General features: G+C 58.0%; 16 protein-coding genes and 1 pseudogene. 7 read left to right on the forward strand and 10 right to left on the reverse strand.

The features are described from left to right. Window positions 1-29: 29 nt before the first annotated feature. The 3 genes from L0U84_RS38300 (at window position 30) to L0U84_RS38310 (ending at window position 2,690) form a co-directional block, all read left to right on the forward strand. A complete protein-coding gene (locus L0U84_RS38300) occupies window positions 30-800 on the forward strand; it encodes a 3-ketoacyl-ACP reductase (protein WP_233858488.1) in 771 nt (256 codons plus the stop codon). A gap of 80 nt (window positions 801-880) precedes the next feature. Next, complete coding sequence (locus tag L0U84_RS38305; RefSeq protein ID WP_233858490.1) at window positions 881-1,843, forward strand: dihydrodipicolinate synthase family protein; 963 nt, start codon at window positions 881-883, stop codon at window positions 1,841-1,843. Between the two features lie 643 nt (window positions 1,844-2,486). Further along, a complete protein-coding gene (locus tag L0U84_RS38310; protein ID WP_233858498.1) occupies window positions 2,487-2,690 on the forward strand; it encodes a hypothetical protein in 204 nt (67 codons plus the stop codon). A 583-nt stretch (window positions 2,691-3,273) separates the two neighbouring features. Here the strand turns inward: L0U84_RS38310 and L0U84_RS38315 are convergent. Further along, window positions 3,274-4,740 carry a metal-dependent hydrolase family protein gene (locus tag L0U84_RS38315; protein WP_233858500.1) on the reverse strand — a complete coding sequence of 489 codons (1,467 nt, stop codon included), beginning with the start codon at window positions 4,738-4,740 and terminating at the stop codon, window positions 3,274-3,276. 640 nt (window positions 4,741-5,380) lie between these two features. Here L0U84_RS38315 and L0U84_RS38320 point away from each other — a divergent pair. After that, window positions 5,381-5,677: a hypothetical protein gene (locus tag L0U84_RS38320; protein ID WP_233858502.1), complete on the forward strand. Its 297-nt coding sequence runs from the start codon at window positions 5,381-5,383 to the stop codon at window positions 5,675-5,677. 311 nt (window positions 5,678-5,988) lie between these two features. Here L0U84_RS38320 and dld read toward each other — a convergent pair whose 3' ends face one another. From dld to L0U84_RS38360, 8 genes are all read right to left on the reverse strand, one after another. After that, window positions 5,989-7,716 carry a D-lactate dehydrogenase gene (dld, locus tag L0U84_RS38325; protein WP_233858504.1) on the reverse strand — a complete coding sequence of 576 codons (1,728 nt, stop codon included), beginning with the start codon at window positions 7,714-7,716 and terminating at the stop codon, window positions 5,989-5,991. A 268-nt stretch (window positions 7,717-7,984) separates the two neighbouring features. After that, window positions 7,985-8,509: a gamma carbonic anhydrase family protein gene (locus tag L0U84_RS38330; RefSeq protein ID WP_233858506.1), complete on the reverse strand. Its 525-nt coding sequence runs from the start codon at window positions 8,507-8,509 to the stop codon at window positions 7,985-7,987. Window position 8,510: 1 nt separating this feature from the next. Further along, window positions 8,511-10,103, reverse strand: coding sequence for an acyl-CoA synthetase (locus L0U84_RS38335; protein ID WP_233858508.1), 1,593 nt, complete (start codon window positions 10,101-10,103; stop codon window positions 8,511-8,513). Window positions 10,104-10,149: 46 nt separating this feature from the next. Continuing rightward, a complete protein-coding gene (locus L0U84_RS38340) occupies window positions 10,150-11,322 on the reverse strand; it encodes an acetyl-CoA acetyltransferase (RefSeq protein ID WP_233859838.1) in 1,173 nt (390 codons plus the stop codon). Window positions 11,323-11,347: 25 nt separating this feature from the next. Continuing rightward, window positions 11,348-12,151, reverse strand: a complete 804-nt coding sequence (locus L0U84_RS38345; RefSeq protein ID WP_233858510.1) for an SDR family NAD(P)-dependent oxidoreductase — start codon at window positions 12,149-12,151, stop codon at window positions 11,348-11,350. A 22-nt stretch (window positions 12,152-12,173) separates the two neighbouring features. Then, window positions 12,174-14,069 (reverse strand): TRAP transporter large permease, encoded by a 1,896-nt coding sequence (locus L0U84_RS38350; protein WP_233859840.1) that lies wholly within the window; start codon window positions 14,067-14,069, stop codon window positions 12,174-12,176. A gap of 4 nt (window positions 14,070-14,073) precedes the next feature. After that, window positions 14,074-15,093 (reverse strand): TRAP transporter substrate-binding protein, encoded by a 1,020-nt coding sequence (locus tag L0U84_RS38355; protein WP_233858512.1) that lies wholly within the window; start codon window positions 15,091-15,093, stop codon window positions 14,074-14,076. A gap of 140 nt (window positions 15,094-15,233) precedes the next feature. After that, a complete protein-coding gene (locus L0U84_RS38360; protein WP_233858521.1) occupies window positions 15,234-16,304 on the reverse strand; it encodes a sigma-54-dependent Fis family transcriptional regulator in 1,071 nt (356 codons plus the stop codon). Window positions 16,305-16,477: 173 nt separating this feature from the next. Between L0U84_RS38360 and L0U84_RS38365 the strand changes: the two genes are divergently transcribed. The 3 genes from L0U84_RS38365 (at window position 16,478) to L0U84_RS38375 (ending at window position 18,593) form a co-directional block, all read left to right on the forward strand. Continuing rightward, window positions 16,478-17,377, forward strand: a complete 900-nt coding sequence (locus L0U84_RS38365) for a LysR substrate-binding domain-containing protein (protein WP_233858523.1) — start codon at window positions 16,478-16,480, stop codon at window positions 17,375-17,377. 191 nt (window positions 17,378-17,568) lie between these two features. Beyond that, complete coding sequence (locus L0U84_RS38370; RefSeq protein ID WP_233858525.1) at window positions 17,569-18,159, forward strand: hypothetical protein; 591 nt, start codon at window positions 17,569-17,571, stop codon at window positions 18,157-18,159. Next, window positions 18,156-18,593 (forward strand): PPC domain-containing DNA-binding protein, encoded by a 438-nt coding sequence (locus tag L0U84_RS38375; protein WP_233858527.1) that lies wholly within the window; start codon window positions 18,156-18,158, stop codon window positions 18,591-18,593. Before L0U84_RS38370 ends, L0U84_RS38375 begins: the two co-directional genes overlap by 4 nt. 804 nt (window positions 18,594-19,397) lie before the next feature. On the opposite strand, the pseudogene L0U84_RS38380 reads toward L0U84_RS38375, so the two are convergent. Next, window positions 19,398-19,701, reverse strand: a pseudogene (locus L0U84_RS38380) (SET domain-containing protein-lysine N-methyltransferase); the annotation flags it as partial. Window positions 19,702-19,998 lie beyond the last annotated feature (297 nt).

Genomic DNA, 19,998 nt, shown 5'->3' on the forward strand with positions numbered 1-19,998 from the left:
GGCTTAAAACGATTCTCGAAGGAGTCATTGTGGAACCGAAAAAAGTAGCTCTGGTGACCGGTGCGCGGCGAGGGATCGGACGCGCAACTGCTTACGCGTTGGCTGAAGCGGGCTTTGATGTGTTGATCAATGACGTTGTTGGCGGACCGGATGCCGACGAAACCCTGTTGGGAATTGCACAACGGGGCGCGCGCGGAGTGTTCTTCGAGGCCGACATATCGGATTTGGGTGTGCACGCACCACTCATCAAGCAGGTCTATGAGTCCTTTGGGCGCCTGGACTGTCTCGTCAACAATGCTGGCGTACAAATCGCCGTGCGCGGCGACATACTCGATGTTCCGCCGGAAGAATTCGACAGGCTGATAAACATCAACCTGAAAGGAACATTCTTCCTGACGCAAGAGGCTGCTCGATGCATGCTGGCCGAATCTCCTTCGCGAGAAGGACGCAGCATCGTGACCATCACCTCGGCAAACGCCACGATGGTCTCGCCTGAGAAGTCCGTCTACTGCGTGTCGAAGTCAGGTTTGTCCATGGCTGTCCAGCTTTTCGCGGTTCGCCTTGCGAAAGCCGGTATCGCGCTCTTCGAGGTCCGCCCAGGACTGATCGCAACGGATATGACTGCACAAGTGCGCGACTATTACAGCGATCGGATGGACAGCGGGCTGGTCCCGATACCGCGCTGGGGACGGCCGGAAGACATCGCTCAAGCCATCAAAAGCCTTGCGTCCGGCGCACTTCCCTATGCGACCGGACATGCCATTGAAATCGACGGCGGCCTTTTGCTGCCTCGCCTCTGACAGATTACGGCGTTGCGCCGATCCTCGCGCGGCGACGCCCCAACTGCCTTTGAACCAGCCCTCACTTTTAGGAGTCGACGATGTCAAAAGCGTCCCGTTTTGTCCCTGAAGGGGTTATCCCCGCGTGCCTTTTACCTTTCGATCAGGATCTGAACATCGACGAACGTTCATATCGTTCCCACCTGAACGATCTTGTTTCTGTCGATGGCATCACAGGGATCACCATTAACGGCCACGCTGCTGAAGTCCATGCGCTCACGTATGAAGAGCAGCATCGCGTCGCCGCTCTGACCAAAGAGATCCTGGGTGACCGCGTTCCCATCATTACAGGCATCTTTACGAACAGCAGCCTTGAGGCAGGACGGATGTCCCGGATGGCTCAAGAGGAGGGTGCGGACGCGCTGCTCGTGTTTCCGCCCGACGTTATGGTCATGGGCGGTCATCTGCGGCCGGAAATGATCACCGAGCATCTGCGTCGGATTACCGATGCATCCGATCTGCCCATCATTCTGTTCCAGTTCCCGCTCGCTTCCAACCTGAGCTATCCGCTCGACACACTGCTGAAGCTGCTCGACCGCTATCCGCAGATCCGCGCAATTAAAGACCAGATCGGCGATGGCAACCAACATGAGCGGCATATCCGCGAACTTCACGCGCTTGCGAATCCGGTGAAAGTTCTCACCACGCACAGCGCGTGGTTGCTTGGGTCACTCGCTTTGGGATGCGATGGTCTTCTATCAGGTGCTGGCAGCGTGATCGCCAATCTGCAGGTCGCACTTTTCCGGGCCATCAAGGCTGGTGACCTGAAGAAGGCGCAGGCAATCAATGATCGAATCTATCCGACCGTTCGAGCATTTTATGATGCCCCTTTGCTGGACATGCACAACCGCATGAAAGAGGCTTTGGTGTACCTGGGCAAGTTACCCGAAGCATATGTCCGCCCGCCTCTCATCAAGCCGGGTCAATCGGAGCTTGAAAAGATCCGCCTTTGCATGGACAAAGCTGGGCTTGACCGCGAAACGGCTTACGCGCCGGTAGTCTAGTTCGTGTCTTCCTGCTGCTTATAAGCCACAACGTGTCTGATGCGCCGGTTTCCGCGCCACGGGCGCTCGCCGATATTCCAGTCGCCGTCAGGCGACAGGAATATCGGACGCCTTCCGTTCGCGAGGCCCCCTCTCAAACGATTACTCGTCTCGGAAGCCTGGGAAAGGACCCAATGATGCATAGTAAAGTATCCGCAAAGGATATGTTGCTTCCTTTGCCGATCGAGTATGTGAGACACACTTCTCTGGTCGCGCACCTTGCTTTGGCTGCGTGTCGTGCAGGAAAAGGTAATAGACACCAGCTGTATCAACTGATCCGCACGACGTATCACTCATACCTGCTGTGGCGAGACGGGTACGGAACAGCCGCCTACGAGACATATTGTGAGACCGAGAGAGCGCTCGAAGTGGCCGCGGAGCACGCATACGCCACTGGCGAGTGGGTACTCAGGGAGGGCGCCGTCCGTTTAACACAGCAAGTTATCCGGACTTTCGACGCTCAGTTGGAGAGCGTGTCGCGGCGACAGTATCTCCATAGCTCAGCGAACCTCAATCGTTTGCTACGAGTCGAGATTCCGCGGAAGTTGACAACTTGAAAGTTATCGACAGTGAGAGCGATTGCCCTGTAGCGGAGGAGTTGCACATGTCCGAAACAATTTCATTCCAAGCTGAATCTTTGAGCGCAGCAGATCGGGAAATCCTCTCACAGGGCTTGAGCGCTCTGCTGCGGGAACGATCAATTGCATACGAACTTGCAGTTAAGGTCGCTGTTTCCCGAGGTCTCGGGCAACGGGACGTCTGTGATTTCGGTTTGCCCGATATCCTCAGGCTGAGCCGCGTAATCTAGGATCGAACTAGCCAAGGCGGAGACCGCCCGAGCCGGCTGTCGCGCGCCAAGCAGCCCTGTTGCATTGCTCCTTCCGCATCAGTCTCCCCGTGCTCGCGGCCCGATGAATGTACGGAGTCCATTGGTACCGGTCAGTGGCATCTCGTCGGCGTAAGAGGCTGCTTCGGCTCGCGAAGACTCATTTATTGATGGCATAGCTGGCATCTGTCGGTAACGGGTTGCGAAGGTCAGCAAAGCGGCCTAGACCCGCCGCACACTGCCGGTTCGGCGAGCGTCGGCTTTGGCCGATATCCGTGTGTTGAGCGTCGGGCTGATTTCGGAATGGCCCAGCCTTTCGAGTGGCCGCTCCATTAGTCAGGCGAACGGCAAAAACTGGCCGAGAGCACCAGTTCGATGAAGGTGTTGTAGAGCTGACGTTGAATTCTTCAACGTCAGCTTTCCGGGGCTTTCGTGAATGCGTACAGTCGGCCATTCGGCTGCACGCAGAAGCCGACATTCAAGTGGTCGTTCTACAGCGGCTTCCCGCCATAAGGAAAGCGGATCGCATCGACATCGAGCCGGGTTGAGTCGCGTGTCAAGCCGCTTACGCGCCGAGCGTATTCTTGTAGATCTTCCCGTCCTTCATGATGACGCGCAGGTTCTTCGCCGGATCGGCGATGAGCGTGAGATCCTGGGTGGGATCGCCATCGACGAGCAGCAAATCGGCATACGCCCCCTCCTGAACCACGCCAAGCTTCGCCGGATACGGGTTGCGTGGACCCGAAAGCGCGAGCAGTTGGCCATTTTGTGCAGTCGCCATCTGCAAGGCTTGCGTTGCGGTGTGCCAGCGCAGCAAGTGCGTCAGCATCGTGCCCTGACGCGCGGCGAGCACGGGAGAAAACAGCAGGTCTGAGCCGAATCCCGTCTTGATGCCGTGCTTTTTCGCAAGCGTATACGCGTTGTTCGTGCCCGCGAAAACCATCTGCATTTTATCGAGGCTCGGACCCGTCAATGGTACCGAGTCGTCTGCACTGAGGAACGGCTGAATGCTGAGCCACGTACCGTTCTTCGCCATCAGGCTCGCCGTTGCGTCGTCCATCAAGTGACCATGTTCGATGCATTGAACGCCTGCCGCCATGGCACGCTGGATCGCCGCCGGCGGGAATGCGTGCACCATCACGTAGCTGCCCCAGTCTTGCGCGACTTCCACGGCAGCACGCACCTGGGCTTCGGTGAAAGTGAGCATGTCGAGCGGACTGCGCGGCGTGGAAACGCCGCCGCTGCTCATGAGCTTGATCTGCGAGGCGCCCTGCATGAACTGCTCGCGCACGCGCTTGCGCACTTCGTCGGCGCTATCGGCGATGATGCTGCCGCCCGATTGCTCGGAGGCGCTTACCCGGCCGGTGGTGCGGGGGACGTCGGTGAGTTGGCGGAAATCGCCGTGACCGCCGGTGGTAGTGATCATCGCGCCTGAAGGGTAAATGCGCGGCCCCGAGATGATGCCGCCGTCGATAGCCTGCTTCAGCGCGAACGCCGGGCCGCCCGCATCGCGCACCGTGGTGAAGCCGCGCATCAAGGTGCGCTCGGCCTCGGCGCTCGCGGCGATATGGATGAGGCCGATGTCGGCGGTCAGCAAGGTCGGCAGCGGCACCGCGGCGATCAACGTATGCCAGTGCATGTCGATGAGGCCCGGCATCAGCACCCGCGCGCCGCAGTCGATCACCTGCGAACCGTCGGGCATGGTGGGCCGGTTTTGCGAGAGCGTATGAACGCGATTGCCTTCGACGAGCAGATAAAGGCCACCGCGCAACCTGCCGGATGTGCCGTCGAAAAGGCGGAAATTCGTGAAGAGAATGGGCTGCGTGGGACTCGATGGCACAGGCGCTGTCTGCGCGCTGGAGAGCCTGGGCAGAATCTGCATCAGCAGGGAGGCGGCTATGCCGACGACGAAGCCGCGCCGCGAAAGTCCTGTGCCGATCCGGTTGTTCGCAAACATGACGTCCGATTGAGGACAAAAGCAGGTGTACGAACGGCCACTGCTATCTCTATCGCCCGGTTTGCGCGAGAACATGACTTTTCTCCAGACAGTTTCGACTGCTCTGCGTTGGGAGACCAGTCTATAGCAATCGACGAATAGGGGCGATCCAGAACCTCAGCCGATTGTCCCGAGTGACCGCTGTACCTCGGAACTCGGCGCCCGAGCTGCAATCGGCTGACCGGCTGAGATGGGTCGGGAGTGTGAGTTCGCCGATCGAGGAAGCTGTCGTTCGGCTGGTCGGTGCCACGACCGCCAGCAATCCGCCGCCTTATCGCTGACGTAGAACTCAGCCCGGCCCAATGTCGGCTCCGGCCGAACTGCGCTCGTAGGCTTTCGGCTCGAACTGGCCCTTCCGACGACGGTCAAGATACCGACGAAAAACCAGACCCTCTCGTGCGTCGCAGCAATTCCCGTTTGGCTAGCGGTACGCTGCACAAGTCATTGAACGATAGGTGGAATTCGCCAGAGAGTGCCGCGCTATGAAATGACTCTTTGCTGCTGCGCACAAATGCGCCATACTACACGCCAACGGACCCGTTGCGCATCACGCAATGCGCACGGATGGCAGCATGGCGGAGACCGCTGCGGCTCGCCGCTCGTCAACGGCGAGCAGTGCAGGCGGTGTGCGCGAAGAAGCGTTGAACCATTTTCGTCGATCACCCTGGAGGCGGACATGCTGACCTTGGCCGAATTGCAGAGCACGCTGCAAATCGAGTACGAACTGCAGCTTGAAGCGAAGGACGAGCAGACGTTGCGCGATCTGCTCGCGGATCCGATTGCACTGAACGCAATGGTGCCGGCTTTTATGAGTTTTGCGGAGGCACGTCGGATAGCGGAAGCGACACTTGCCCAACTGGTTGCTCGCAAGCCGCCGAGCGCCAAGCCAGTCATTCAGGCAACGCCCTTTTGGGCGCAATGGTTCAAACCGTTCTGGATGATGCCACTCTTCGGTGCACGCAAGGGCGAATAAAGCATCTTGGTGGCAGTCCAGATCGCGAAACCTGAATTTGGCTGACTGACCGGTTTGGGGAAAGGTGTCTGACCGGAGTGGGTCGCGTTCTGCCGATGGCTGCCGGTCGAGCGCGTGGCGAGGATGCGAATCGCATACGGCAGTGGTCGGCCAGGAGCGGACCCAGACTTTCGCCCCGCCGACAACGCCCATGAAAAGGTCTATACGTGGCTTGTCGGCAACCCTCCGTCGCTCCACTACCTCAACGGGGTGTCGGATTCCGGCAAAAGCTCGATCTAGACTCGCCCGTGAAGGTGTCCGGTCACCACCGCCTAATGTGGCTCTCGATAATTGTCGAATTTTGACGTCTGACCGACTCCCGCGTTCATGCAGTTACACGGGTCGAGGCTCCGATAAAATTGGGCGAGCGTGTCTTCTGCCTTGTACAGATGGCCGACGTTATGCTCGGCTGGATATTTCGCGCCGCGGCTTTCGCATAAATCTAGCAACCTATGTTCGAGGTCGAGACAGTTCAGTCCCTTCTTGACTATATAGTCCTGGTGAAAGACATGACAGAAGAAGTGACCGTAGTACAGTTTCTTCACGAATTTGCTATCAATGTCTTCGGGAAGGGCCTCTAGCCAGTCTTTGTCGTTGCGCCTCAGTGCGATGTCAAGTGCAACAATGTCTTCGACCTCCTTTCGGTGAACCGCGCGATAACGGACGGCAGCGCTGGCAGTGACAAATCGATGCAAGAACGCTTTACGTCCTTCTGTCGCGGTGCATTCAAAAAAATCGGCGTCCGCCTTCCCCCGAAGCGAGTTCAAATACTTGCGAACCTCGTCAGCCGAGTTGGCGGACACCTTCACCATCAGATGATGCTCATAACGTCGTCTGAAATCCTGCATGCGATGCGGAAGATGGTTCGGCATCAATCGGCTCAGCCACTGTAGAAGTCGCTCTGATGCATGCTCACCGACGAACCCGAATTTACCAAGAGCCGAGTCGAACCGGTTCTTGGCGGCAAACAGCGCTGGCAATCGATGCGTTCCAAGTCGCTCGATGGCGAAAAACATATCCTTACCATAGTTCGCCGCCATATCGTAGGCGTCGCGATGCAGATACTCTCCGGCAACCGGTGCACTTTCGCATCTGGATAGGATGTGCCTGCGGACCTCCGAAAAGTGCGACGTATCGTTTGTTCCGAGATAGAAGACGCTCGTTGCGTTGTCAGCCGGGAAGGTGTCGAGTCGGACGGCGAAAACCATCAACTTGCCGGCGGAGCCCGATGCTTCATAAAGTCGAAGTGGGTCTGCGTTATAGCGGGCAGGCGTCTCGGCATCGATATCGCGGACATGGTTCACATAGCTTCGGTCCGAGCCTGCGCCGGTCGATCGTGCAATGTCGGCATCGTTGAACTGCCCGGCTTCCAGGCGCGTCAATATTTCTTCGGGCGAGGTTCCGAGTTCGATGCCGAGATGGTTGATGAGATCTACGCGTCTGTTTGCATCGACCCGCGCATAAAGCGCCAATTCCGTGTATGCAGGTCCGCGGCGGACGAGCGAGCCGCCCGAATTGTTGCAAATTCCGCCGATTACGGATGCGCCGATGCAAGATGAACCGATGACGGAATGCGGTTCGCGACCTAAAGGTTTGAGGTCGCGCTCAAGTTGGTCCAGAGTAGTGCCAGCGAGGCAAATTACCTGTTCCCCACCCAGGATCAGGTGCAACTTTCGGATTCGCGTCGTGTTGATAACAACGACCTCCCGGTCGTAGTCGTTGCCATTGGGTGTTGACCCCCCTGTCAAACCCGTGTTGGAGGCCTGCGTAATTACGACGACGTTTTGCTGGATGCATGCTGTAAATGCTCGCCACATTTCGATGAGAGAACCGGGTCTCACGACCCCAAGTACAGCCCCTCCACCAAAGCGAAAGCCGTTCGTGAACGGCCGGGTCTCACGGTCACCAGTGAGAACATTCCGCTTACCAACAATTGAACGCAAGGAGTGAAGGAGGTCTTGAGCTGCCCGCCCCATTGATACCGTAAGTACGTCGGCCATCCTACCGCCTGGTCTGGAAACACGGGCCCGACAAGGCGTGCGGAGGCACCAACCCAAGAGGCATCGGGTCATGTGCTGAAATTGCACAAAGAAACTCGAAGCGCTCAGAGTTGGTTAGCGCGCAGATATCGAGTTCCCGCACTGGCGTATTGTTCCAGACGAGCTCTGCGCCGTTAAACCACATCATTTTCACTCTCCTAAGAAATCAAGGGGACCTGGATACAGAAAGCCTTCTCGCGTACGCCCCGAAAGTTGTACGCAACTCACACTAGCCAATCCTCACAAGATTTGACGTGTAGAACGCTGCCCGCGAGCGATAGTCATGAGCGTTCCCTAGAAGCTTGTCTATAACGTCCCCGGACAGCGTCTTCGCCACTTTTGCGGGCATGCCGATAATCAGGCTCGCCGACGGAAAGACCTTACCTTCGCCAACAAGTGCACACGCACCGACCAAACTGCGCGCGCCTATGGTTGCGCCGTTGAGAACGACGGCCTTGATACCGACGAGGCAGCCCTCTTCGACAGTGCAGCCGTGCAGCATCGCCAGATGTCCAATAGACACGTTCTCAGCGATATTCACCGGGAAGCCAGGGTCCGCATGAATGACAGCACCGTCCTGAACGTTGGTGTTCGCGCCAATAACGATTTTCTCGTTGTCGCCCCGAATCACCACCCCAGGCCAAATCGACGCACCTTCTTTGATTTCCACGTCGCCGATGACCACGGCCGTCTCGTGCACAAAGACGGACTCGTGTATGTTCGGCCGCCTGTCTCCTATCTGGTAAATGGCCATGTCAGACGCTCGCAGGTTGGGGTGACTGTTCTTGAGACTCTTGTACGAGCCTCGCTCGAACGTCCTTCTTGGTGATTTTCCCGTAAGCCGACTTCGGTAACTCATTCCAAAAGACGACACGACGCGGCCATTTGTACTTTGCCAGGCGGCCGTCGAGATGCTCGACAACTTCGTCGGAGGTTGCCGCTTCACCTTCCTTTAGAACAATCACCGCGACGCCCAGTTCGCCCCATTTCGGGTCGGGCATGCCCAGTACCGCAACTTCGTGCACGGCCGGATGGGTAAGCAATGCTTCCTCGACCTCACGGGGATAGACGTTAGAGCCGCCCGAGATGTACATGTCCGACGAGCGACCCGTGACGTAGAGGTATCCGTCCTGGTCGACGTGGCCGAGGTCGCCCGTGTGAAACCATCCGTGTTTAAATGCTTTCTCATTGGCCTCGGGATTGTCGTCATAGCCAATCATGACCGCAGGCCCCCGAACGCAGATTTCGCCGGTCGCCAGCGGAGCCAGACGGTTACCCACGTCGTCGAGGATTGCCACGTCGATGCCCGTTCGCGGATACCCGCACGTCCCGACCCGTGCGTCAGTTGCGTCGTCGTCCTCCCTGTGCATCCATGGAGGCAACACGGTGATGTTGCCCGTCACTTCGCCCAAGCCGTAATACTGAACGAGCACTGGTCCCAGCTTACTCAGCGCATGTTTCTGGTCGGCGCGATACATCGGCGCGCCCGCGTAGATGACGAACTTCAGCGAGCTATGGTCGTAGCGGTCGACGCTCTCGTGCTCGCTAATGACCTTCACGATGGTGGGTACAGTAAACATGTTGTCCACACGATGCTCCTCGACGAGTCTCCAGACCTCTTCCGCATCGAGGCGGTCGCCGCTCGGAAGAACGCTCGCGGCTCCACGTGCCGTGTTGACCAGCGCATGGATGCCCGCACCATGGGAGAGCGGAGCGACGACCAGTGAGCGGGAACGGTAGTTGATACCTGGCATCAGGTCCGCCAGGTGGTTCGTCACCACGAAGGCCATTTGTCCATGGGTCAAGGTACCCGCCTTGGGGCGGCCCGTCGTGCCGGATGTGTAGAAAAACCAGAGCGGACTATCGCGGTCCACGGTTGCCGATTCGAAGCCCGGAGCCGCCATGCTGGCGAGGTCGTCGTAGTTCAGTTCACCATCGCGCGGCTTGCCCAAAGCGACAACGGTCTGAAGTGTGGGGGAAGCGTCGCGCACAGCGTCTACGTAATTTTCGAAGCCGTCGTCGTACACCATTACGCTGGCCCGGCTGGACTTGCCGAGGTAGGCGGCTTCTGGCGGAGCAATTTTATAGTTCGTCGGAACCCAAACGGCGCCGAGTTTGAAAGCAATCCAAGCGCTCTCGAAAAGAGCGATGTTATTTCGAGAGTGAACAAGAATGCGGTCTCCCGCTCTCACACCTTGTTCGCGCAGGGCCGCGCAAACGGAGTTCACACGCCTGTTGATTTCTTCCCACGTCCACGTCTTGTCGGAAGTGATGAACCCGGGTTCTTTGGGGAAACGTTGGGAAACCTGGGTAAGCAGGTCTCCTAAATTCATGACAGTTGTGAGCATTTCAATCCTCAATTCAAATCGCTTCTATCAAACGAGCCCGCTGTATTTAGAGTCGCCGTTCCAGAACGCTAAGGTAGTTCGTGACCGCCGCTCCACCCATATTGAAGACACCGGCAAGCGTGGCGTTGGGAATCTGCATATCACCGGCTTCGTTAGCCAGTTGCATGGCTGCCATGACGTGCATCGAAACGCCTGTGGCGCCAATGGGATGACCTTTCGACTTAAGGCCGCCAGACGGGTTGACTGGCAGCTTGCCGTCTTTGGTGGTGACGCCATCCAGAATCACTCTTGCGCCTTCACCGGGCTTCGCGAGACCCATCGCCTCATACTCCAGCAGTTCTGCGATGGTAAAGCAGTCGTGCGTTTCGACGAACGAAAGGTCGTCGAGCGATAACCGGGATTCTTCGAGTCCTCGCTTCCAGGTGCGCTGCGCGCCCTCGAACTGCGTCTTGTCGCGGCGTGAGAGCGGAAGATAGTCGCTGATTTGAACGCTTGCCCGGAAGCCGATTGCGCGGCGCACATCGGAAGCGACATCATCCGCTGCGATAATCATCGCGGCGGCACCATCGGAAATCAGGGAGCAGTCGGTGCGCTTGAGCGGTCCCGCTACGAACGGATTCTTTTCGGATGGGTTCCGACAGAAGTCGAAGCCGAAATCGCGTCGCATGTGTGCGTACGGGTTCGCCGTGCCATTGCGATGGTTCTTCGCCGCAATCGCGGCGAGTGCATCCGACTGGTCGCCATAGCGGTCGAAATAAGCTTGAGCAATAGTGCCAAAAATGCCGGCGAAGCCGCCGGGCACGCCAGCCTCTTCCTTGGCGTAGGAGCATTTTTGCAGGATGTCGCCGACTTCCTTTGTGGGAAGCGATGACATCTTTTCCATGCCGATAACGAGGGCGTACTTCGAGCGTCCGGACCGTATCGCATCGAGTGCAGAGTAAATCGCCGCAGAGCCGGTTGCGCAGGCGTTCTCGCAACGGACTGTTGCGGAGTATCGCAGGCTGGGAATCGAGTTGAATACGAGCGTGGAAGGAAAGTCCTGATAGACAAAGCCGGCGTTAAACGTGCCGACGTGAACCGAATCGATGACACTCGGGTCAATGCCAGCATGTGCGATGGCATCGATAGCAGACTTCGAAATCATCTCCTCCGGTCCGAGAGCGTCGAGTTTGCCAAACGGGAGGTGACTCCATCCGATGATGAGCGGTTGAGCGGACATAATAGATTCCTCAAGAAGGTTCAAGTTAGATTTCGAGCACGCCGGCGGCGATGAAGCCGCCGTCGACCGCGAGTGTCTGGCCGGTCACATACGACGCGTCGTCCGAAGCCAGGAATGACACGACGCCGGCGATTTCGTCGGGAGTTCCGTATCGCTTCATTGGGACGAGTTTCAGGAAGTTGTCGCGGGCCACGTCCGAGTGGAGGGACGCGACCATAGGCGTCTCAATCGGCCCGGGGGCGATGGCATTCGCCGTGACGCCATAGTCGGCAAGTTCGATTGCCATCTGGCGGGTCAAGCCAATAACGGCCGATTTCGAGGTGCCGTAAGCTGTCCGTCCGGCGCTGGCGCGGATGCCCGCAACGGACGCAATGTTTACCACTCGACCCCAACGATGCTTCCTCATTTGCTTCACGGCCTGCTGGGCAAGCAACATCGGTCCGGTCACATTGACCTCCATAACGGCGCGCCAGTGAGCAACTGGGTAGGTCTCGAATGGGTAGGTCTTCGCGATACCTGCATTGTTGACGAGGACGTCGCAACGGCCGAACTGCGCCTCAATCTGCTCGAAGGCGGACTGAATGGAGACGTCACTGCCCACGTCAAGCGTGACGGCGATGGCGCTCTGGCCTTGTGCGCAGACCTTTTGCGCGACCGCATCGGCAGCTTCGAGGTTGAGGTCGCCGAGGACGACGCTGAACCCGTCGGCGGCCAGACGCTCGGCAATTGCAGCGCCGATTCCCATCGCCGCTCCTGTCACCAGAGCGACGCGTCCGTTCGAACCGGCGACGCGGCGCGCGGCAGCTTGTTCAATTGTGGTATCCAGCATGATTACTTACTCCGCAGGCAATTCAGATGGGGGAGGCGGGCAGGAAGCCCGTAGAAATCCAGGGGACAAAAGTGACGATGATGAGTGCCGCAAGCAAGGCGACCATGTAGCGCCATACTTTCGGTCCAACACCGTCAGGCGACACCTTTCCGATGGCACACGCGGAATAGAAACCGACGCCGAACGGAGGCGCAAACAGTCCCAGTCCCATGGACAGAATGACGACCATCGCGTAATGCACATCGTTAATCTGGAGAGCACGAGCAACCGGGAAAAGCAGCGGTCCGAAGAGAACAATTGCGGGAATGCCTTCAAGTACGCTGCCAAGAATCGCAAAGCTGATTATCGTGACGATAAGGAAGCCCACAGACCCACCGGGGGCGCTTTTCATCATCGCAACGAGTTGACCCGAGAATCCCGAGCGCGTTAGTGCCCATGCCATGGACGTAGCAAGGCCGATAATCAGCAGGATTGCACCAGACAGCGCTGCGGCGTCTACGAGCATGGAGTAAAGCCGCTTCAGCTTGACGGGGCGACCCAGGAGTCGTGCGCCCATGGCGAAGACGAGCGTGTAGACGACGGCGAGCGTCGAAACTTCCGTGGCAGTAGCGACCCCTTCAACTACGGCGATTCGGATAAGCACCGGGAGAAGAAGTGCGGGAAAGGCGGTCACGAAGGTGGTACCAATCCGCTTCAGCGATGCCCGCTTTTGCGTCGGCGCCGGTCCGGAGCGAGCACGTAACCAGCAAACCACGCCGATTGCTGCCGTTGCGACGACGGCCGGAAGCAGCCCCCCAACGAAAAGCGCACTGATGGACACGCCGCACACCGCACCGATGGTAATGAGCACGAGACTAGGCGGTATGGTCTCCGTCATTGCCCCAGATGCACTCAGGAGAGCGGCTAGCTCCTCGGGGTCTGAGCCGTGCTTTTGCATCTCGGGGAACAGCGCGGGCGCGACGGCCGCCATGTCAGCGGCTTTCGAGCCAGAAATACCGGAGACGAGGAAGATTGCGCCAAGCAGTACATACTGAAGACCCCCGCGCACGTGGCCGAGCAGCGAACACATGAATTCGACAAGTGAGCGTGCGAGTCCGCTGACCTCCAAAAGGGTCCCAAGCAGTACAAAGACAGGGACGGCCAGAAGCACGAGGTTCGCCATACCCTCGTCCATGCGACTGACGACGATGGCGAGTGGCGCGTGTGTAACCAGAGCCAGGTAACTGACCGTCGCAATGCCGAAGGCAAAGGCGATGGGCGTTCCAACAACGATAGCCCCGGCAACCAGCGCGACGAAAAACACCAGAAGGTTCAGATTTCCAACCGCTAGCAGAGCAGGCGCGCTTAGCCACAGGGTACCAGCGACAACTGCGACAGTTGCGATGGCTGCCACGCGGGTCATAACACCGTTCAGCGTGAACATCTTTGCCAGAGCCACAAGAAACATCAGTGCGGCACCGACTGGAAGAGCCATGGCACGCAGCCCGTCGGGGATTCCGAGCGCCGGTGTAGTGATGTCCATCTGCTCGGTTGCATGGTGTGCGGCCGGAAGCAGAATCATCGCGACAAAGACGCAGACGATGAGCGAGGCCACACTTTGTGCCCATGCCTGCACCGCCGGCGGCCATTTCTTGACGACTGCAGTCATCTTCATGTGCTCGCCACGACTCAATGCAAGCACGGCGCCCAACATGGCCAGCCAGCTAAAGAGTGCGGATGCGACTTCGTCGGACCAGACAAGCGGGTTGTTTAGCGCATAACGCCAAATGACACCACAGAAGAGGACCGCGACTTCGGCGACAAGAATGGCAGCGGCGGCGAATTCAACCAGCCGGATGAGTACTTTGGCTGCGGTCGCCGATAAGCGCGCTGGCCGCGCAGTTGCGCAATCGTGTGCAAGGGAGTGCGTGGTATGCATGACATTACCCCAGTTTTCCAGAGTATTTTTCAAGGAGCGACCAGGCTTGCGGTCCTAGCTTCTTCTGCCAGTCGGAGTAGAAGCCTGAGGCCTGGAGCTGCTTGCGGAACTCACCTTTGTCGACCTCGTTGAATTTCAACCCGGCGCTTTCAAGTTTTGAACGGAGAGTTCGGTCGAGCTGCGTCACGTCTTCGCGCTGCTTTGCTGCCGTTTCGTTGATCGCGTTACGCACGATGGTCTGAAGGTCGGGAGGCAGACGTCCGAACGAGTCCTTGTTGCCCAGAAACCAGAAGCCGTCCCACATATGGTTGGTAAGAGAGCAGAACTTCTGAACCTCAAAGAGCTTTGCCGTGTAGATAATCGACAGAGGGTTCTCCTGGCCCTCGACGACGTGCGTTTGCAGTGCAGAATAAACCTCTGAGAAATTCACACTCGCAGGAGCAGCCCCGAAGTCTTTGAACATGGATGTCCAGAGCGGGCTGGGAGGGACTCGCAGCTTCATACCCTGAAGGTCTTTGGGTTGCGCGATGGCCCTGGTGGACGTCGTTATCTGGCGGAATCCACCGTTCCAGATTTTCTCGAACGCGAAAATCGAAGTCGCGCCAATCTGCTTTCGGACATACGCACCCAGGTCTCCGTCCATGGCGGCCCAGACGTTGTCATAGTCGTTGAAAGCAAATCCGATTCCGCTGACTTGCGCTGTCGGGATGAATGTGCCAAGAATCAGAGGGGACAAGGTGAACAGGTCGACGGCGCCGGAGCGCAGTTGTGACAGGGTGTCCGTATCCCCGCCCAGCTGGTTGTTCGGGAAGATTTGGATTTCCACACGCCCCTTCGATTCCGCGGAGACTCGGGCAGCCATCTCTTTTGCGCGCACATTCATCGGGTGCGTTCCGGGAAGGTTGTTTGCGTATCGAAGCGTGAATTCCGCAGCACGCGCCGGGCGAGAAATGACAGTCAAAGACGGCGCCGACGCTGCAACAGCCATCAACTTCAGAAACGAACGCCTACTCGTGGTATTCATAAATGTCTCCATTGCAGCCGGTTGCCGGCCTTTTTTGTTGAGGTTAAAAAACTTCGTATAACTTAGTGAATCTTATGGTCGCAGAAAGGAAGCGAGCTAGTGCATGTTTCCCGTGCTGTTTTTAGCAGTTCAGCGCGTCACTATGACTGCGTGATTGCGAACTCGGCGTAGGTTTCACCGAGCGGAAATCCGCCATCTTTTATGTGAGGGATTCCGAGTGACTTGAGTTGTCGATAGAGGGTTGACCGGCAAACGCCGAGGTCTTTTGCGGCTGCCGACATGTTCCAGCGGCTTCCGGCGAGCACCCGGAGAACACGCTCCCGCTTCTGGGCAGAGCGGCTGTCTGAACGAGGTCGGCTTTCAGCCTCGTTACCGATGGCACCTGCACCCGAAGCGGCGACTGACGGGACGTTCGAATGACGCATCAGGTCTTGTGGGAAATCGCCAGAGCGGAGGACGCCATCCTTGCTCAATGCGCACGCGCAACGCAGAACCGCGCGCAACTGACGAACATTGCCGGGCCATCTACATGACAACAACGCTTCCCATGCTCCTTGCTCGATAGAGACAGGATGTCCGGCCTCTTCGTTGGCAATTTGCTGAACGAGGTTCGCAAGGTCAGTCCGTTCACGCAATGCCGGCAAGCGCAGAATGCCGACCGCGATTCGGTAAAAGAGGTCCGCCCGGAAGGTCCCATCTTGGACGAGTTCCGGCAGATTTTGGTGCGTTGCGCAAATTAGTTGAAACTCGACCGCAACGGGTCTCGTTGCGCCAAGCGGCGTGATTTCACGTTCGGAGAGTGCCCGGAGGAGTCGCGCCTGCTGATTTAGCGGCATGTCGCCGATTTCGTCGAGGAACAACGTACCGCCATGCGCGGCCTCAATCTTTCCCTTCATGCCGCCAGGCAGCGCGCCGGAGAACGCTCCACGCGAATATCCGAACAGTTCACTTTCGACGAGTGTCTCGGGAATCGAAGCGCAGTTGAGGGTAATGAGAGATTGGGTTCGACGTGCGCTGTACTGGTGGAGCGCTCTGGCGACGACCTCTTTGCCGGTTCCCGTCTCGCCCAGAATCAGTACGGGCAAACCACTGTCAACGAAGCACCTGCCGCGCTCCATGACGTCTCGCATCGTGCTGTCGTGGAACTCTGGCGTTCCACGTCGCGTTGAACCCTGTGAGAGGGCGTTGTGGGCTACTTTTTGGCGGCTCACGACTGTCTCCGTTGATTATCTGGCTCGCCTGGTAGCGTGCCTTCGCTTGTCGTCAGGACGTTGATGGCTTGTGGCCAATGTTGGTAGCGCCCTGATGTGATGCAAGACTAGACCTCCGCTCTCATATTTTCCAATACAATAAAAGTCACGCTGTGATACCTATGGGGAATAAGATGGAACTGCGCCATCTCCACTACTTCGTCACTGTTGCCGAAACCCTCCACTTTGGCCGTGCGGCTGAGCGGCTCCACATATCGCAACCCCCGCTGTCGCGACAGATTGCGCTGCTTGAGGAGGAGGTTGGCGTCGTTCTGTTCGAGCGGAATCGTCGAAGTGTGAAATTGTCAGCTGCCGGAGAGCGCTTTTTGCTCGACGCAAAGGACATTCTTGGGTCTGTGGAGCGGGCGAAGCAGAACGCGCTGACGGCCAGCCAGGGGGCAAGTGGCTCACTGTCGGTCGGCTTCATGTTTGCGGCAGCGTATAGCGTGGTGCCGCCGATTACCCTCGCTTATGCATCCAGATTTCCAGCGGTCGACCTCCATTTGACGGAGTCGATACCGAGGCTGCTCATGCAGGACATGAGGCAGAGCAGTACCGATGTGGCATTGATGTACCCGCCGGAGGACCACCCGGAGCTGGAAACGAGGACCGTGTTCCGGGAACCTATAGTGGCTGCGCTTCCGGCTGACCACCGGCTCGCGCGTGGAAGCGGCCCAATCGATGTCGTAGAACTGAAAGGCGAGTCCTTCCTGATTTCGCCGCGCGCAGCAGCGCCATACATCTACGACATCATCATTGGGCACTGCAAGCAACGCGGCTTCACGCCAAAGATTCGTCTTGAGACCAACTATCAACAGACCATCGTAACTTTGGTCGGACAGGGGCTAGGCGTTGCGCTCGTGCATCGGTCAATGAAAACTGCCCGGCCTCGGAACGTTAAATTTCGGCCCTTGCAGAACCCCCCATATGTCGAACTGAACGTCACATGGGACCGGCTGAATCGGAATCCATGCATTGGGACATTCGTCACGGTCGCGCAGGAGGTCGGTGCTGTGGCGACTCCGGGCGCGTGATGTAGCGCGACACCTGTAGCGTCGGGTGCGACAAGTGTTGCATCCGCAACCGTCGACGCGCCTGATAGCCGTTGCGCTTCAATTCCCGAAGCGCTTGCGCCGTTTGCTTCTGCACCTGGCGAGCGTCTGTCGGCACACTTCGTGCATTAACGGGCTGGCCTTTATCACGGCACTCAAAGGAGAACCCGTTCATGCACCAAACATTGTCTGTCCCCGATGCCCTAGCGTCACGAGCGCGACGGCTCGACGAAGGGGATTTCAGCACGCAGCCTTTTGTTCACCCAGGACAGGTGACATCGCCCCGTCTCGTCGATGTGACCAGCGGTCAAATTACCGAGGAGCTTCGTGTAGCCGTGCCGCCCGGCGCCAACGTTGGACGCGCGCTCCATCGCGTCCTGGATGACTTAGGCCCGCGAGCGGGGTGCGGTCGAATTGTTGGCGGTATTTGCCAGCGAATTCAGTACCACGTGATGATTCGTGCGGCCGCAGGGGTTAAGCCTTACGTGTATGGCTCCCCGATCGTCGTCGACGGGCAAAGTATGCTGATTAGCGCAGCAATCACCGTCGGGCACAAAGATGACGGTGCCCGAATCCTTCACTGCCATGGTGGCTTCACTGACGAGAATGGAAAGGCACACGGCGGTCACATCATCCTGGACGAAACGGTGGCAGGCGGCGATGGCCTCGTCGTCAGGCTTTGCCTTTTCGATGGTGTCGATTTCGTCGTTACGCCCGATACTGAAACAACCTTTGACTTACTGAAGCCGGTCACGAAATTATGAACGAAAACATCACAGAAGCCATCTCCGTCCAGCGCGGCCATTATGGTCGTCTACTTGTCGCTCGCATCAAGCCGAACCAGGATTTGGTGGAATCGCTCGCCGTGCTGTGTCGGGCAAACGGATTCCATAGCGCGGTCGTACGGGGAGTAGTTGGAAGCTTGATTGATGGCAACCTGGTCCGCGGCCAAGGCGAGACTGAAAAGGTCGTGCATATCGAAGGACCTGGCGTCGAGATTCTGAGTGTCTACGGCGAAGTGCGAAATGGCACAACCGAAGTCGCAGAAGTGAAGCTCAACGGAGTTCTCGCCGACACTGCCGGTCAGGTTTACGCCGGGCGAATTTTGTCGGGCTCGAACCTTTCTTTCATTACCATTGAGGTTTCCGTCCAGGAATGGATTGAGGACACAGAAACTACCGTGGCGACCGGTGCCTGAGCTTCGCTTGTGTTGCAGGGCGGCAGGCAACAATGGGCGAGTGCGACCGCGGTGGTCGCCTGCTGTATTCCCAGCCTGATGCAGATTTGCCGCACCTAGAGCTTCTGCACTCTTTTGCGCGAGGAAATCGGCGCGCTTTCTTGGTCACGGCAAATCTGTAACATCAGTCTGATTCACAGGCAATATTTGTGCGTTGCCATCTGATGGGCGACGGTGATGGGTGAGCTTCGCTGGGCGAGCATCTCGCAACCAGAGAACTGAGTCCACGGAGCGGAAAGTCTCATCCGATGCTTCCCAAAATCTCGGGGCATGCTTCCTTGGGCCCGCTGCGCCTTATCTGGCGGCGCAGAAAATCTCGCTTTAAGGGTCTTGCTACAAATACCTGTTCGCGGACTCAAAAATGAAGACAACACAGGGAACGGCACCGTGGAGCGGGCGGCCGCTTTAGAGCGAAGTTCTGACGTTCGGGAAAACCAACCGAAAGGCAGGAACGGGTCGCAAGTACGCGTTGGCGACGGCAAGACGCGCCGCTCACGACCGCTGAGGTGCGAACGGCCGGAGAGTGTCCTGAAGCTGACCGACCAAATCCAACATCTGAACGTCCGGAATGGCCGACGACTTGCCTTTCCGGGTGGCGAGGCGCGCGACCGATGCACGCCGGAAGTTAGCCTCATTAATTGTGCATGCTGGAAGCGCGGTTCAGCGTCGACATAGCGCGTTCACTGGCAATCGGATCCCATGTAACGCTTCGAGGAAAGAGCAGGGCGAACATTCGCGGGTTCGCTGAGACGTTCGTGTGCCCATTCACGGCGAAGTCGCTGCCTCCCCGAGCATCGAGTGACGGCAGGCGCAGCCACCGTAATGACACGCGGACATGTTCCGAACGTCCTCGGTGAGATGTCCATCGACGATGAGGCCGTAGTCAATGAAGAGTTCGTCACCGGGTTTGATGGCGGTGACTGCATGAAAAAAACCGATCACTGGCCTCGACTGCCTCGCAGATGGGGGTGCATGCATGACTAAAGAAATGGGCGCTGTTGCCTCCGCGGCTGCCATCAATCACGCGCCCGTCAGAGAGACCGAAGACTAGGGTATGCCCAAGGTTCGAGGAAAACACTGTGGGCTCACCAGTTTTCACTGGAGGGCCAGCCGAATTGCGCTCACCCCGTGGCGAATCGCCAATAGAATGGTGTGGTGAGACCTGACGAGGACTATCCAGCCAGCAGACATTGCTGCTCAGCAGTCTTTCCGTCCTCAGAAGAAGGACTCGGAACACCGCTGCGAGCCACTTTCGCACCTGGTCCCGCAGCGAGCGGGTTCCCGTGGATTCATAGTCCGCTCCGTTGTTCGTTTGCATGCAAAACTGCGAGCAGCGCCGCAAAGGCTGCGCTACGCGGCGCTGCGA

The organism is Paraburkholderia sp. HD33-4, from assembly GCF_021390635.1.
GTDB lineage: Bacteria > Pseudomonadota > Gammaproteobacteria > Burkholderiales > Burkholderiaceae > Paraburkholderia.